The organism is Acinetobacter sp. XS-4 (genome assembly GCF_023920705.1).
Classification (GTDB): Bacteria; Pseudomonadota; Gammaproteobacteria; order Pseudomonadales; family Moraxellaceae; genus Acinetobacter.
Genome location: NZ_CP094657.1, coordinates 2,763,704 through 2,778,990, shown reverse-complemented (window position 1 = coordinate 2,778,990; position 15,287 = coordinate 2,763,704). Strand labels below are relative to the sequence as shown.

Sequence of the window (15,287 nt, the reverse complement as noted above, 5' to 3'; positions counted from 1 at the left end):
CTTTCCTGAAAGGGTTGATGCTTTTAACTACATTGCATGTACCTATGGTGATATATGCTGCTAAACCAAGTGAGCAATATCACACTTTAAAAGACAACTTATCACAACTTTTTGCCCCTAAGAGTAGTGATGAATTTAAAGTTGCCAAGATGCAAGAGCTGAGTAATTTTAAGTTAGATCGTTCTAGAGTTCAGGAGTTTCCGACTGTTCAACTCAATGATAGATCGGCTGCATCTTATTCAAATTTGCCATCAAGGAAAATGACTTTGCAGGAAGCGGTGAAAATCGCAATCCAGCGCAATCCTGATATTTCTCAAGCCATTTCTACTTTAGCTGGTCAAAACGCAGGTATTGATTATGCTAGGGCTGGTTATTATCCCCAGCTTTCAGGTGGTATTACCACAGGTGACTTGAGTAGTGGTGAGCGTGGTCGGCAGTTATTGACCCTTAATGCGACTCAAATGCTCTATGATTTTGGCAAAGTTAAATCAGGTGTAGATGTTGAGCAAGCCAAGGTTCAGGTTGAACAGGCTAATGTGCTGGTCAGTATTGATGATATTTCACTTGATGTTGCGCAGTCGATTGTCAATATTCAGCGCTATCTTCAATTAAATAAAATTGCCGAACAGCAAATTGCAGGTATTCAGCGAATTCAGGAAATCGCCAATTTACGTGCAAATGCGGGTATTAGCAGTCAGGCTGACCCAATTCAAGCTCAGTCTTATTTACAAGCTGCTCAGTCTGGTCTGATTGCACAGCAATCATTATTACGTCAGTACCAACAACATTTAAGAACATTACTGGGTGCTGATGTCTCGCGAACAGGTTGGATTATTTCAGACGATTTAGTGAAACAGTCTGATTTATATGGTGAACCTGAGTTTAATACCATCCCAAAAATGATTGCAGCTCAAGCCAGTGTTGAAGTGGCTAAGGCCCAAAAGGAACAGACGCGTTTAACACGTTATCCAACCTTGTCTGTTAAAGGTTCCTTGAGTCAGGCCATTAATGGAAGAAACCCAAACAATGATAAAGATGACGGTCTATATAGTTCAGTCATGCTTGAAGCAAGTAGTCAGTTTTATCAAGGTGGGGCCGTTTCTTCTCAGGTAAAAATGGCAAGCTATGCCGAAGAAGCTGCTAAATCTAAAGTCAATTCAGTTTATCTGGATGTTCTCGACCAAATTCGAACAAGTAGAGAGCAAATTGAAAATAAACAACGTCAAATGTTGGTTTTAGCAAATCGCCAAGCCACTACTGTTCGTACACGTGAACTTTACCAAGAGCAGTACAAACTTGGTACGCGTTCATTGGTTGATTTACTGAATGCAGAACAGGCCATTCATAGTGCCAACTCAGAACTCGAGTCAGCACGTTACGACATCTACAACAGTATTGTTCAGTATATTTCGGCAACAGGACGTTCCCGCCAAGCTTATGACTTAAATAATATTTCAATTCAGGGGTTCGAAGTACAACCATGATGACAAAAATAAACTACCAACCCTGGTTACAGGCGGTCTTAACGATTGCTAAACATTATCGAATTGAGCCTTCAGAAGAAAGAATCCGTTTACAACTTGACTGGAACCAGAATCAAAACCTTGATGATATTTTACAGCTCATTACGCGTCAGGTTGGACTAAATTCACGTAAAGTACCGTTTTCCTTAGATGTGCTGAACCCGTGGCGCCTGCCTGTTATGGTCGAGTTTAACGACGGACAGGTCGGTGTTATTGATAAAGCAGATACACAAGGAAATGTCAGTATCCAGTTGAGTGGAGATCATGGCCTTTCCCAGAATTTAAGCTTAGATGTATTAAAGACGACAATTAAAAATGTCTATATTCTGCGTCCTGAGAGTTCTATCCCCGATGCACGTATTGACGAATATATCAAACCGTATGAAGCAAGCTGGTTCTGGTCAATTGTACTCAGGGACTGGAAGCGCTACGTTGATATTATGTTTGCCTCACTCATTGCCAATGTCTTGGCACTGGCAACTATTATTTTCTCAATGCAAGTCTATGACCGCGTTGTTCCATCACAGTCTGTTCCAACCTTATGGGTATTGGCAGGCGGTGTACTTATTGCGGCACTTTTCGAATTTACCTTACGTATATCGCGGGTGTATTTATCCGATATTATTGGTAAACGTGCGGATTTACGGGTTTCTGACCGTGTATTTGGTCATGCCCTAAGAATCAAAAATAAAGACCGTTCAAAGTCTACAGGTAGTTTTATTTCCCAGATTCGTGAGCTCGAAGGTGTTCGTGAACTGGTGACTTCAACCACCATTAGTGCAATTGCCGATTTCCCGTTCTTTTTCTTGTTTCTCACGATCTTTGCCATTATTGGCGGGAAGTTGTTCTGGGTGATGTTGCTGGTTGTTCCGCTGATGATTTTGCCGGGTGTTCTGGCACAGAAAAAGCTAGCTCAACTCGCACAAGAAGGCATGAGAGAATCTTCAATTCGTAATGCAATTCTTGTAGAAGCAGTGCAGGGTATTGAAGACATCAAGCTATTACGTGCTGAATCTCGTTTCCAAAATCAGTGGAACCACATGAATGAGGTTTCAGCTGATATTGCTATGAGACAACGTAAAATTGTTGGTACTTTAATGGCATGGACTCAAATGCTTCAAGGCTTGACCTATGCGATTGTGGTTTTGGTGGGATGTTTTGCGGTAATGGATGGTGAAATGACGACAGGTGCATTAGTGGCCTGTTCAATTTTATCTTCACGAATGCTAGGGCCAATTGCTCAAATTACTGGTGTTCTAGGGCGTTTACAGCAGGCGAAAGTTGCAAAGCAAAGCCTAGATGAACTCATGCAACGTCCGATTGATCAGGCTGACCGCTCACATCTGGTACACAAAGCTGCTTTAAATGGCGATTACGAATTAAAAAATGTGTTGTTCCAATATGGCGAAGAAGACCCGAAACCAAGTTTGGCAATCCGTCATTTAAAAATTCGTGCTGGTGAAAAAATTGCAATTTTGGGGCGTAATGGTGCAGGTAAATCGACACTGCTTCAGCTTTTATCAGGCATGCAAGTTCCAATTCAAGGTGCTGTGCATTTAGATGGTCTGGATCTATCTTTAATTGACCCATCTGATGTACGTCGTGATATGGGTTTACTCAACCAGAATGCGCATATTTTCTACGGTACGATTCGTGAAAACCTGACTTTGGGTGCACCACTTGCAACGGATGAAGATATTCTTCGGGCTTTAGTGGTGACGGGTGCATTACCTTTTGTCCAAGAGAAAAAAGAAGGATTAGATCACCTGATTTTAGAGGGTGGTGTTGGTTTCTCGGGTGGTCAGAAACAAGCATTGTTATTGGCCCGTCTATTGATTCGTCAACCTAATATTTTATTGCTCGATGAACCAACGGCAGCCATTGATGATGTGGCAGAGAAACAACTGATTGATCATTTAAAAGGATGGCTGGCACATCGGACCTTGGTTGTTGCGACCCACCGCCGAGCTGTTTTAGAACTGGTGGACCGTATCATTGTGGTTAACGATGGCAAAATCGTGATGGATGGTCCAAGAGATCAAGTCCTTAATCAATCAATAGCCCAACAAAAACAAGTGCAAGGGGGTAATTCATGAGCGAACCAAAACAAGAACAAGAACTCACCCGTTCAATGAATGTCTCTTATACTGAACCACCATTACCACGTGCCAGTTTAGTGATCTGGATTGTGGGGATTGGTTTAGTTATTTTCTTTATTTGGGCATGGGTATTTAAACTTGAAGAAGTTTCTACCGGTACGGGTAAAGTGATTCCATCATCTAAAGAGCAGGTGATTCAGTCTTTGGAAGGTGGTATTTTAACCAAGCTCAATGTACAAGAAGGCGATATTGTTCAAAAGGGTGAAATTCTTGCGCAATTAGATCCAACCCGTTTTGCATCTAATGTCGGTGAATCAAGATCTTTATTGATTTCTGCTCAGGCGACAGCAGCGCGTTTGCGTGCGGAAGTAAACGGTACACCATTGGTTTTTCCAGAAATTGTGATGAAAGAACCAAAACTTGTACATGAAGAAACAGCGCTATATCGCTCACGCCGCGCTGATCTTGAGCAAACACTTGCAGGTTTAAAACAGGCTTTACAACTGGTACAACAAGAGCTGGCAATGACAGAGCCGTTGGTTGCTAAAGGTGCGGCAAGTGAGGTTGAAGTTTTACGGTTACGTCGTGAAGCAAATGATCTTAGAAACAAAATGAATGATGCGCAGAACCAGTATTATGTTAAGGCTCGTGAAGAGTTATCGAAAGCGAATACGGATAGTGAAACGCAACAACAAATTGTACTGGGTCGTAGTGACAGTTTAGATCGTGCGGTGTTTAAAGCACCGGTACGTGGTGTTGTAAAAGAAATTGCGGTTACTACCCATGGTGGTGTTATTCCACAAAACGGTAAATTGATGACCATTGTTCCGATTGATGAACAGCTGCTCATTGAGGCGCGTATTTTGCCGCGTGACATTGCTTTTATTCGTCCGGGACAAGAAGCACTGGTTAAGATTACTGCCTATGACTACTCAATTTATGGTGGTTTAAAGGGTAAAGTTACGGTGATTTCACCGGATACGATTCGTGATGAAGTTAAACAAGACCAATTCTATTATCGTGTTTATATTCGAACCGATTCCGACAAGCTTTATAATAAAGACGGTAAAGCATTTGGAATTACACCGGGTATGGTGGCAACAGTAGATATTCGTACGGGTGAAAAAACAGTACTCGATTATTTACTTAAACCATTTAATAAAGCCAAAGAAGCGTTAAGAGAAAGATAATAAAAAAAGCCCCGAGATTCGGGGCTTTTTTTATGGGTTTGATTCTATTAAATTCACGTTATAATTTGATTTTTATTATGCTTTATTTAATTTATGGCTTTTACGATTGCATCACCCGTTACATTTGAAGAAGAAATTAAAAAAAGCAGATTTCAGGCTATTGCTGCGCCAGTAGAAAATGAACAGCAAGTTAAAGAATTTTTAGAACTCAATAAAGATATCTCGACAACTCACCAATGTTGGGCATGGAAAATTGGTCATAACGTTCGTTTTAACGATGATGGTGAGCCGTCGGGAACAGCAGGGCGTCCAATCTTGGCGACCATTGAAGGGAATGACCTGACGAATATTATTGTGATGGTTAATCGCTGGTATGGTGGAATAAAACTTGGAACAGGCGGCCTTGTTCGAGCATATGGAGGCTGTGCTGGGCAATGTTTGCTTTTGGCTGAGCGTATTGAACTCATTGCGAAGAAGACGATTTATTTTTCTTGTCACTTTAATGAGTGGGCTATCTTTCAATATGAGCTAACTCAACAACAAATTGAATATCAGGAAACCTACACTGCAACGGGTGTGGATATCGAAGCAAGGTTACAAATACATCAAATTGAACCGCTTGCTTTGAAACTCCGAGACGTAACGCGTGGCCGTGAAGAGTTGAAAATTGAAGAGGAATTAACCGATGACTGATTCCTTACTGAAATATCGCGAGCAACATAAGCACCGCTTAAACTATATGCCATGGTTATATTGGACTTTAAAACCTAAAAATCGCGCTTGGGCCGAAGAATGGCAAAAAGAATATCAAACTTATTTGATGGACATGGAAACCGTTGAGATTGGTGAAAACTGTTTTATTTCACCATTAGCTCATATTTTTGCTGAGCCGGGACGCAAAATTATTATTGGTGATAATTGTTTTGTTGCCGCAGATTGCAGTTTGCACGGACCACTTGAAATTGGCAGTGAAGTCGCGATAAATCATCATTGTATTTTAGATGGTGGGCGAGCTGGCATAAAGTTGCATGATCAAGTTCGTATTGCGGCATATTGTCACTTATATGCATTTGATCATGGTATGCAGTTAGACCGCCCACTTTACCAGCAACCCGTCACTTCCAAAGGAATTGAAATTGAGCAGGACGTTTGGTTAGGTGCACATGTGGGTATTAAAGACGGTATTAAAATAGGAAAACATGCTGTGGTTGGCATGAATAGTATGGTGACCAAAGATGTTGAGCCTTACCATATTGTCGGTGGGAATCCCGCAAAATTTATTCGCGTAAGAGAATAAAACAGTCTTAAGAATGTAATAAAATGTTTGATCTTTAAACAAAAAAGTTGATTTTTATACATAAACCTTAACATACCAATTTTTATCTATGTTAAGTTAAAGCTAAGTTTTAAGAATAATCTCCAAGGCAAAAGACCTGAAGAAGAGAGGCTAACATGAACCGTGTTATTGCGTGTATTGACTCATCACCGTGTATTAATGCTATTGCCGATGCAGCAGCATGGGTTGCTAAAGCAACCGGACGAGAACTTGTATTATTACAAATTCTAGACTATTACCCTGCAAGTTATCATTTAGGTGAAATTAGTGGAGTAATCGGCTTTGAAAGCAATGCAATGCTGCTAAAAGAGTTAGCTGAGCTGGAACAAAAACAAAGTGAACTCGCTTTAGACTATAGCAATAATTTACTCCGTCACATTTCTGATCTTATTCAAGAAAAACACGGTATTACGTGTTCAAAAATTCAAGAAAAGGGTGACTTTTTAGAGCAAAGTTTTAATCTCTTGCATGAAAATGACATTGTAATTTTAGGTCGAGTCGGAGAAAGAGCCGCCGAAAAACATAAACCAATTGGCAGTAATGTTGAAAACTTTATTCGTGGAGCTAACTGTACTATCTTGACCATTGGTGAAAACTTTAAAATACCAACACGATTCATCTTTGCTTATGAATATTCACCAACTTGCCAAAAAATGATGCGTCGTATTGCACAAAGTGATTTATTACGCACACTCCAATGTCATTTGGTCTATGTAGGGGATCATCCAGAAATTTTAAATGAACCTGAGCATTACCTGAAACAAGCGGGCATTGATGTTGTGACCGTTTATCGCTATGGTGATGTTGCACAAAATATTTTAGAGTACCAACAAGAACACGGTATTCAAATTATTGTGTTAGGGGCATTTAGTCATAGCAAGATTCATCAATTCTTCTTAGGAAGTATTGCAACAACTATATTCCGAAACGCGACTGTACCGTTACTTGTGGCTAAATGATGAGATTTGCATATAGTTATCCGCAAATCTTGTGGATAACTATATGGAAAAGCAACAGTAATAAAAGTAATTTATTGATTATAAAGAATAAAATAAAAAAGATGATTTTTTAACCATTATTTCACAATTGCAATTGCGAAGCCATCATGACCTTTTGAGCCAACTGTTTGTAATGCTGTGCAAGATAGTATTTGTGGGTGGTTTTCGAGAGCTTTAAACATTTCACGAATGCCTTCAATACTCGGTTTTTTATTATCTGGATTTAAAATATCACCTGCGCGAATTACATTATCCAGCACAATAATCGTACCTGATCTAGAGAATTTCAGACTCAATTCTAAATATTCAGGATAACCCTGTTTATCGGCATCAATGAAAATAAAATCAAAAGGCTCGACAGATTGAGGATCAATCGCGGAAAGGATATCTGCGGCACGGCCAGCTTTAAGCTCAACTTTTACAGGAAGGTTAGCATGGTCGATATTTTTTTGAGCCATTTCTGCATGAGTATCACGGCCTTCAATTGTGAGTAAATAACCATCTTCAGGTAAAGCACGGCCCAACCAGATAGTACTGTATGCAGCAAAGGTTCCGATTTCTAAAACTCGTTTGCATTTATTCATTTGAATAAGCATCTGCAAGAACATACCTTGGTTAGGTGCTACTGCAAGATGATTTGAAAAGCCGTGTTCGTCGGTATTCTTTAATGCATATTCAAGTCGCGGGTCTTCGGGAATTAAATGTGAATCGATATATTGGTCAATGTCTGTCCACATCTGCTGCATAATCAAATTTACCTATATGTTGATCATGCTATTTTAAACGTTTATGCATAGAGTGCAAAAATCTTCGTTTCAAGAAATTTTGGTTGATTGAGAAATGAACAATAAAAAACTCCTTTCAGTTGAAAGGAGTTTTTTAAATTAGAAATTACACATCGAACTGTTTCGGGTGAGGTCAGGTCCCCAAGTACGATAGCCTTGAGTATCAATGTGAATCTGTCCAGAGCTATATAAACCAACACCTAAGTTTAAGCTTTGGCCATGCTGAGCCCAGAACTGACAAAGTTTAAACTTTGTATTTTCAATAAAAGCATAGTCTTCTGGCTGTGGAACTTCTGGTCCAATACGGAAATCAATTGCAGAGTTAAATAAATGTTTAGAAGAGCTTGCCCCGCCAGCACACTGGTTTAAAGGCAGGTCGCGATAAACTGAAGTCACTTCAAAGTCGGTTAGAACTTTTGCTGCAACTAAATATTTAAATACGCGTAGGGTTGATAAAGAGTTATTCCATAGCTCACGGTTTGGTACCGCATATTCTGAACTACCGCATTTTTGCCAATCACGTGCTGATCTTAATAATTCAAAACTTGGTACGATACCGACTACATCATTACGTGCTAGAAATTTTTCATATTCACGTACTCGTTCATAGTGATCGCCTGTATTTAACCAAGCGCGGTAGGACGCAGGCTCAATTTTAGGGCGAATCGGGCGCTCGATAATAACGCGCTCTTGTGGAATAAAGATTCGTTTACCACTTGGAGAGGTTTTGCCTGTTGTTGTGTGTTGGGGAGAGCTGACACAACCCACCATAACCGCTGGGATTATGCATAAAGGCACCAGACTCTGCAAAAACTTCCGCATAAGAAAAATTAAGCATTTATAAATATTGCGGCTATTTTAATGCAAAACAGTGCACAAATTACGAGGAATTTGCAATGAAATGTTTGAATAGGGTATAAAAAAAGATCAGCGGTTGCTGATCTTTTTTGAAATTACTTTTCAAGATATTGTAATTTATCAGGTTTGCCGTTCCATTCTTCACGGTCAGCTGGTTGATCACCAATTTGAGTAATGTTAGGCCATTTTTGAGAAAGGTCCGCATTTAATTCAATAAACACTTCCTGACCTTCTGGTAACTCATCTTCAGAGAAAATTGCATTTGCCGGGCACTCTGGTTCACATAATGCACAGTCAATACATTCATCCGGATTAATCACTAGGAAATTCGGACCTTCGTAAAAACAGTCTACAGGACAAACTTCTACGCAATCTTGGTATTTACATTTAATACAATTTTCAGTGACAACAAAGGTCATGGCGACAGCTACCTAAAAAATATGGTTTCATTTCGAATAGCTTATTTTAGGCAAAAAAGGGGTAAACAAACAATTGCTTTTATTGATATTCTTTATTCATGCATATGAAGATAAGTTAATACGTTGATAATCAAACAGATCTTTCAACCTTGTGAACTGCTAGTCTATAAAATTAAAATAATAATATATTTTATAAAACAATAACTTAAAAATTATTTTATTTAATTGTTTAGATGTCATTTAAGTCAAGGCATCTATTTTCATAAATATCTTAATTTCTCATTTTTTCTTTTACAAATTTTGATTTTCAGCCTTTTTTGTTGAAATAGTCTTAAATCTTTAGGATTACAAGGTATATAACAAATGAATATCTTCAGGTTCGAGCTGCCAAAGTTGTTGATCTGGAGCACCCAAGGGTTGCGCGCCATGCTTCATATAGAAGTCAACAGTGCGCCGACTTGGAGTTGCTGAAATATACAGTTGGTTTGCACCGAGTTGCTTGGCAGACTCTTTTGCAGCTTGCATAAGCTTAGCACCAATGCCTTGACCTTGCTGGTCTGCATCGACATAGAAATAGTGGAGTAATTTCGCGTGAGGGTAATCCGCTATAAATTGATTTGAGACTACACTTACACCAACCAGTTTTTCAGAAGCGTCAAATGCACCGATGAATATTGAACCTTGTTCATAGAGTTGTTTTAGTTTAGGTGGGTCATTTTCTAGATGATACGAGTCCCAATGTTGCACATCAAAAAAACAATCTACTAATTCTAAATGTTGCTGGTTTTGTATGTAGTTTTGAGTAATTAATTCACGGCGGCTAATCTGCTGCCAAATAAGATCGATTTCTGAATATTGCAAAGATCTTAAGATCATATAAATATTATTCTCTAAGATGAATAAGCAGACCTAAGCCTGCTTATTCGGACGTGATTTATTAAGATTTCAGTGCAGCTTTCAACTCATAGAGTTGTTCAAGCGCCTGACGAGGCGATAAGTTATCGACTTCAATTTGCTTAAGTAAATCTAGAGCAGGGGATGAAACTTCTATTTCGACCACTTTCTCTATGATTTGTGAACCAGAGTTTGCATCTGGTGGAGCAAACAAATCATTTTGAAAGCTGGTTTGTAGATGTTGCTGCTGCTGTTTTTCTAAAATGCGTAAACGCTTCTGCGCTTCTTTAATAACGTTGGCAGGAATGCCCGCTAACTTTGCAACCTGTAAACCATGACTTTGACTTGCAGGGCCTTGTTGAACTTTATGCAATAAAATTAGATTGCCATTAAGTTCTTGCGCAGTTACATGATAGTTATCAATTCCTGCTTCACTACCAAGTTCAGTCAACTCGAAATAATGAGTGGCAAATAAACATAAACATTTTACGCGCTTCGTTAAATCAACTACGCAAGCCCAAGCTAAAGATAAACCGTCATAGGTACTGGTTCCGCGGCCAACCTCATCCATTAAAACAAGCGATTGATTGGTGGCATGGTGCAGAATCTGTGAAGTTTCTGTCATCTCAACCATAAAGGTCGATTTACCCGTAGATAAATCGTCGGCTGAACCAATACGAGTGAAAATTCGGTCAATTGGACCAAGCTTGGCTGCTTTGGCCGGCACATAGCTACCACAATAAGCAAGCAAACTAATTAATGCTGTTTGACGCATGAAGGTTGATTTACCGCCCATGTTTGGACCAGTAATAATTGCCATACGGTGCTGAGCATCAAGGAAAGTATCATTGGGTGTAAATGGTGCTTTATTTAAAGCTTCAACGACAGGGTGGCGACCAGCCTGAATTTTAATGCCCGTTTCTGGGGTAAATTCAGGGCGCGCCCAATTGTTTAAACGTGCTTGATGAGCAAAGTTTGCCACCACATCAATTTGAGCAATTGCCGAACTCATCATTTGAAGATGAGCAATATTTTCGCGCAGATTTTCAAGTAAAGCTTCGAATAAGGCTTTTTCACGGGCTAATGCACGCGATTCGCTCGACAGAACTTTATCTTCAAAACTTTTTAGTTCAGGGGTAATGTAGCGTTCAGCATTTTTTAAAGTCTGGCGACGGATATAGTCAGCTGGAGCTTGTTCTGCTTGAGCACGAGTCAGTTCAATGTAGTAACCACTTACACGGTTATAGCCGATTTTAAGGGTATTAATGCCAGTGCGTTCACGTTCTTTGATTTCTAAATCAATGAGGAATTGACCTGCATGATCACGAATTTGGCGTAATTCATCGAGGTCAGCATCATATCCTTCTGCAATTACATTGCCATCACGAAGTAATACTGGCGGATTTTCAACAATAGCTGCTATTAAATGTTGATGAAGCGCTTTAAAATCTCCAAGCTCTTGATCGAGTTGAACTAATAACTTGGATTTTTTCGCTTGAATGACTGGAGTTAACGCCGTTCTTAAAGCTGGAATTTGTGCGCATGCGTGACGAAGCTGTACTAAATCACGTGGTCGCGCACTGCCTAGAGCAACACGGCTAAGCACACGTTCTATATCACCAATTTCTTTAAGCACTAAACGAACTGGGCTTTCGTGATATCCCTGAATGAGTTGCTCAATCGCATCTAAACGAGCATCGAGCAATGCTGTATCACGGACTGGTTGCATGAGTGTACGGCTTAATAAACGGCCACCCATTGCAGTTTGGCAGTCATTCACCAGTTGGAATAATGAGGTGCCATGTTCAAATAACGGTTCGATAATTTCTAAGTTACGGCGCGTGATTGGGTCGAGCGCGATAAAGTCTGTACTTTGCTCAAGCTGAATTGAACGGATATGTGGTAATGCAGTTTTTTGGGTTTCTTTTGCATAGTGAATGAGTGCAGCGGCAGCAGCTTTAGCTAAAGGTAATGGGTCTAAACCAAAACCTGAAAGCGTTGATACCGTAAATTGGTCACATAAAGTTTTTTGTGCGTTATTTAGATTGAAGTCTACATTTGGACGTTTGGTAACAGGGCATTCTAAGTGTTTTTTAATTTGCTCGATAATATTTGTGTCGACCAGGTCTTCATCAATCAAGATTTCACTTGGCATTAAACGTGCAAGCTCAATAGGCAATTGTTCGGGCTTGTAATCTTGTTGTTGAACTTTAAAAATGCCTGCACTTAAGTCGAGTAACGCAAAACCAATCTGGTTTTGATGAATGCATAATGAAACGAGATTAGAGGATTGATAACTGCTGAGTAATGCATCATCAGTTAAAGTACCAGGGGTCAGAATACGAACAACTTTACGATCAACTGGACCTTTACCTGTCACTTCTCCCACTTGTTCGCAAATGGCTACAGTGCGCCCAGCTTTGACCAGACGTGCAAGATAACCTTCTGCCGCATGATAGGGAACACCCGCCATTGGAATAGGTCGCCCACTAGCTTTACCACGATGGGTTAAGGTGATACCTAAAAGTTTGGCTGCTAAATGAGCATCTTCAAAGAAGAGTTCATAAAAATCACCCATACGGTAAAACAGCAACGCATGTTGATAGTCCGTTTTGACTTTGAGATATTGCTGCATCATAGGTGTATGAGAAGATAAGTCAGCCATGATTTCAGCGCTATTCATGCGTATTAAACCCTTAAAAAATCAATAATAAATAAGTTAACTTTGAAAGTTTGGTTGTCCAACCAATTCTAACAACTTATGTGTAAATCTGACTTAGTCTAAGAAAAAAGTATACCTTTTAGTGTACCTTTTTTAGTGTCAATATTGAGTTAACAGTTTGTGAGAACTTAACTTAATTTTTCACGGTTGCCATCTTAACAAATTGAGGCTGATTGGCAAAAAGGATTCCTAAAATGAGCGAGGAAATAAGCAGCAAAAAGAAAGTAACCTTATCAGCTCGAACTATCACTCAATTTTTGCTGTATGAAATCAATGAGTGCTCTTGTTTTAGCGGGTAAGTAACGGCGATTTGAATAAAGTGCGAACAATTGCAATGGAGCTGCCGATTGTTCAAACTCAATCTCGATTAAACGTCCATCGCTAATGTAGGGTTGGCATGCTTGTTCGGATAGAATTGCAAAACCGACACCTGATATAGCGGCTTGTCCTGCCATCTCCCCGCTGTTTACTCGATAATGTCCTTTAACTTTGATGGTCTCGAATTCCCCCTTTTTATTGACAAATTGCCAAGGAGCACCTTTAAGTGCACTTACTGTTGTAATACAGGGTAATTCTTCAAACTGCTGGATATGAGTCGGGGTGCCGTAACGCTGAATGAGGGATGGGGCTGCAACAATGGTGCAAGGAATAGTTACCAGATGACGTGCGATGTAGTCACTGTTATCCATCTGACCACGGGTAATAATGATAGCTAAATCCAGATCATCTCGCAGAGATTCGAAACCTGACAAATTGGTAACACAGCTGATCTCTAGATCTGGGTACTGACAGGCGAAATCGGCAATAATAGAACCCAGCAATGCAGGACCTATTTCATTGGGAATACAGATTCGCAATGGGCCTTTGAGTTGCATTTGCCGCAACGTTAATTCTGTCTCAGTTTGCTCAAGTGCTTCCAGTAATGGCTTAGCTCGAGTGTAGAGTAACTGTCCTGCCTGAGTGAGTTTCATATGTCGGGTGCTACGCTCAATGAGCTGAAGATCCAGTTTTTCTTCTAACTGAGAAATACAGCGACTCACGTTTGATGTCGGCATTTCAAGGATTTTCGATGCTCCAACAAAACTTTCTCTTTCAACCACCGCAATGAACACTTTCAGGGTATTAAAATCCAGAGCAGGACGCATCAATTATCCCATATTTGATAATAATAAGTGCCATTTCTATCATATAATAAACATCATTGATAGCAGCTAAACTCGGATATCTTTCATCCATAGGTTGCTTGCTATGCTCCCAGTCATGCAGATATTTAATCATAAAGCTCTCATGCGGATAGCCCTTGTAATTGCTTTTGTCCAGTTCACTAATGCACTGGAATATATGGTGTTCAACCCTGTTTTTGTTTTTATGGCAACAGATTTCGCAGTGCCTGTATCATTCTCAGGCTATGTGTCCGGCATGTACACACTAGGTGCCGTCCTTTCGGGAATTATTGCTTTTTACTGGATTGGTCATTTCAATAAAAAGCGGTTTTTAATTATCAATATGGCGTTGTTGGGGCTACTAACACTTTTGACTACCTGCATATCCAGTTTTAGTCTTCTGCTTGCACTTCGATTTTGTGCAGGGTTGGTTGGTGGTACGACAATCGGTGTGGGTATAAGTATATTAATAAACAACGCACCGCCTAACTTACAGGGAAAAATGTTAGCCACGGTGATCGCGTCATTTTCAATAGTAAGCATTGTAGGTATGCCCACGATATTATTTTTGTGCACACATTATGACTGGCATGTGGCTTTGTGGCTCATAAGTGCCTTGTGTGCAGTAGCGTTGCCATTGATTGTATCCATCATACCTAAAGACCCAGTCTCTTTAGACACGCTCCCTAAGCAGCCTCTCGATATGGAAACTTTACTGTTCGCTTCCAGTAATGCGCTTGTTCAGTTTAGTCCTATGCTGGTTATTCCTATTTTGGCACCGTTAATGATACAGCAGCTAGGCGCTTCTCAAGATCTACTGCCTTGGCTCTTCTTTAGCGGGGGCGTGATAGGTTATCTGTCTACAAAAATCACAGGGGCGTTAACCTCCCATTTTTCGGCTTTGATCTTGGCTACCGGTTCGACCATTGTCTTTATATTGAGTTTGCTAATACCAATGCTTGGCTATCAGTATGCAACGTTATTTATTAGTTTATTTCTCGGTGCATCTTACAGTCGTTTGGTGACATCTTCGGTGGTTTCGATTCAGTTTCCTGATGACAGACAACGAGCAGGATTTTCTTCATTACAGACCTCAATCATGTATCTGGTTACAACCATCGCATTCTTTCTGTCTGCTTTTTTATTACCTGATCATGGCATGACACCACAAAATCTAAACAAGTTACTGATGATATGTGTAATTTCCGCAGCAGGGTTCCCAGTTCTCATTATTATTCTGCAAAAGAAACTGGCTAAACGTTTTCATCTGAGACAATTCTAAAGTCGCTATTTTTCGATC

The 15,287-nt window shown here is 40.0% G+C and carries 13 protein-coding genes; 7 read left to right on the top strand and 6 right to left on the bottom strand.

What is annotated here, in order from left to right; genetic code table 11:
• Positions 1–17 precede the first annotated feature (17 nt).
• From MMY79_RS12960 to MMY79_RS12935, 6 genes are all read left to right on the top strand, one after another.
• Positions 18–1,484 (top strand): TolC family outer membrane protein, encoded by a 1,467-nt coding sequence (locus MMY79_RS12960; RefSeq protein ID WP_252609170.1) that lies wholly within the window; start codon positions 18–20, stop codon positions 1,482–1,484.
• Positions 1,481–3,619 (top strand): type I secretion system permease/ATPase, encoded by a 2,139-nt coding sequence (locus MMY79_RS12955; protein ID WP_252609168.1) that lies wholly within the window; start codon positions 1,481–1,483, stop codon positions 3,617–3,619. The genes MMY79_RS12960 and MMY79_RS12955 overlap by 4 nt, the downstream gene beginning before the upstream one ends.
• Entirely contained in the window at positions 3,616–4,812 is a 1,197-nt protein-coding gene (locus tag MMY79_RS12950) for an HlyD family efflux transporter periplasmic adaptor subunit (protein WP_252609166.1), read from the top strand. The genes MMY79_RS12955 and MMY79_RS12950 overlap by 4 nt, the downstream gene beginning before the upstream one ends.
• A gap of 93 nt (positions 4,813–4,905) precedes the next feature.
• On the top strand, positions 4,906–5,505 hold the full coding sequence (locus tag MMY79_RS12945; protein WP_252609164.1) for a YigZ family protein: 600 nt from the start codon (positions 4,906–4,908) through the stop codon (positions 5,503–5,505).
• A complete protein-coding gene (locus MMY79_RS12940; protein ID WP_252609162.1) occupies positions 5,498–6,109 on the top strand; it encodes an acyltransferase in 612 nt (203 codons plus the stop codon). Before MMY79_RS12945 ends, MMY79_RS12940 begins: the two co-directional genes overlap by 8 nt.
• 155 nt (positions 6,110–6,264) lie before the next feature.
• Entirely contained in the window at positions 6,265–7,107 is an 843-nt protein-coding gene (locus tag MMY79_RS12935; protein ID WP_252609161.1) for a universal stress protein, read from the top strand.
• Between the two features lie 116 nt (positions 7,108–7,223).
• On the opposite strand, the gene MMY79_RS12930 is transcribed toward MMY79_RS12935, so the two are convergent.
• The 6 genes from MMY79_RS12930 to MMY79_RS12905 form a co-directional block, all read right to left on the bottom strand.
• Positions 7,224–7,892, bottom strand: coding sequence for an O-methyltransferase (locus MMY79_RS12930; protein WP_252609158.1), 669 nt, complete (start codon positions 7,890–7,892; stop codon positions 7,224–7,226).
• A 138-nt stretch (positions 7,893–8,030) separates the two neighbouring features.
• The gene (locus tag MMY79_RS12925; protein WP_252609156.1) at positions 8,031–8,753 is read right to left on the bottom strand and encodes a D-Ala-D-Ala carboxypeptidase family metallohydrolase; all 723 of its coding nucleotides are present in this window, start codon (positions 8,751–8,753) and stop codon (positions 8,031–8,033) included.
• A 131-nt stretch (positions 8,754–8,884) separates the two neighbouring features.
• Positions 8,885–9,208: a ferredoxin FdxA gene (fdxA, locus tag MMY79_RS12920; RefSeq protein WP_003650851.1), complete on the bottom strand. Its 324-nt coding sequence runs from the start codon at positions 9,206–9,208 to the stop codon at positions 8,885–8,887.
• Between the two features lie 345 nt (positions 9,209–9,553).
• Entirely contained in the window at positions 9,554–10,084 is a 531-nt protein-coding gene (locus tag MMY79_RS12915) for a GNAT family N-acetyltransferase (protein ID WP_252609154.1), read from the bottom strand.
• Positions 10,085–10,145: 61 nt separating this feature from the next.
• The gene (gene mutS / locus MMY79_RS12910; protein ID WP_252609152.1) at positions 10,146–12,785 is read right to left on the bottom strand and encodes a DNA mismatch repair protein MutS; all 2,640 of its coding nucleotides are present in this window, start codon (positions 12,783–12,785) and stop codon (positions 10,146–10,148) included.
• 272 nt (positions 12,786–13,057) lie between these two features.
• Positions 13,058–13,969, bottom strand: a complete 912-nt coding sequence (locus MMY79_RS12905) for a LysR family transcriptional regulator (protein ID WP_252609143.1) — start codon at positions 13,967–13,969, stop codon at positions 13,058–13,060.
• Between the two features lie 103 nt (positions 13,970–14,072).
• On the opposite strand from MMY79_RS12905, the gene MMY79_RS12900 reads away from it, so the two are divergent.
• The gene (locus MMY79_RS12900) at positions 14,073–15,269 is read left to right on the top strand and encodes an MFS transporter (protein WP_252609141.1); all 1,197 of its coding nucleotides are present in this window, start codon (positions 14,073–14,075) and stop codon (positions 15,267–15,269) included.
• Positions 15,270–15,287: the final 18 nt, after the last annotated feature.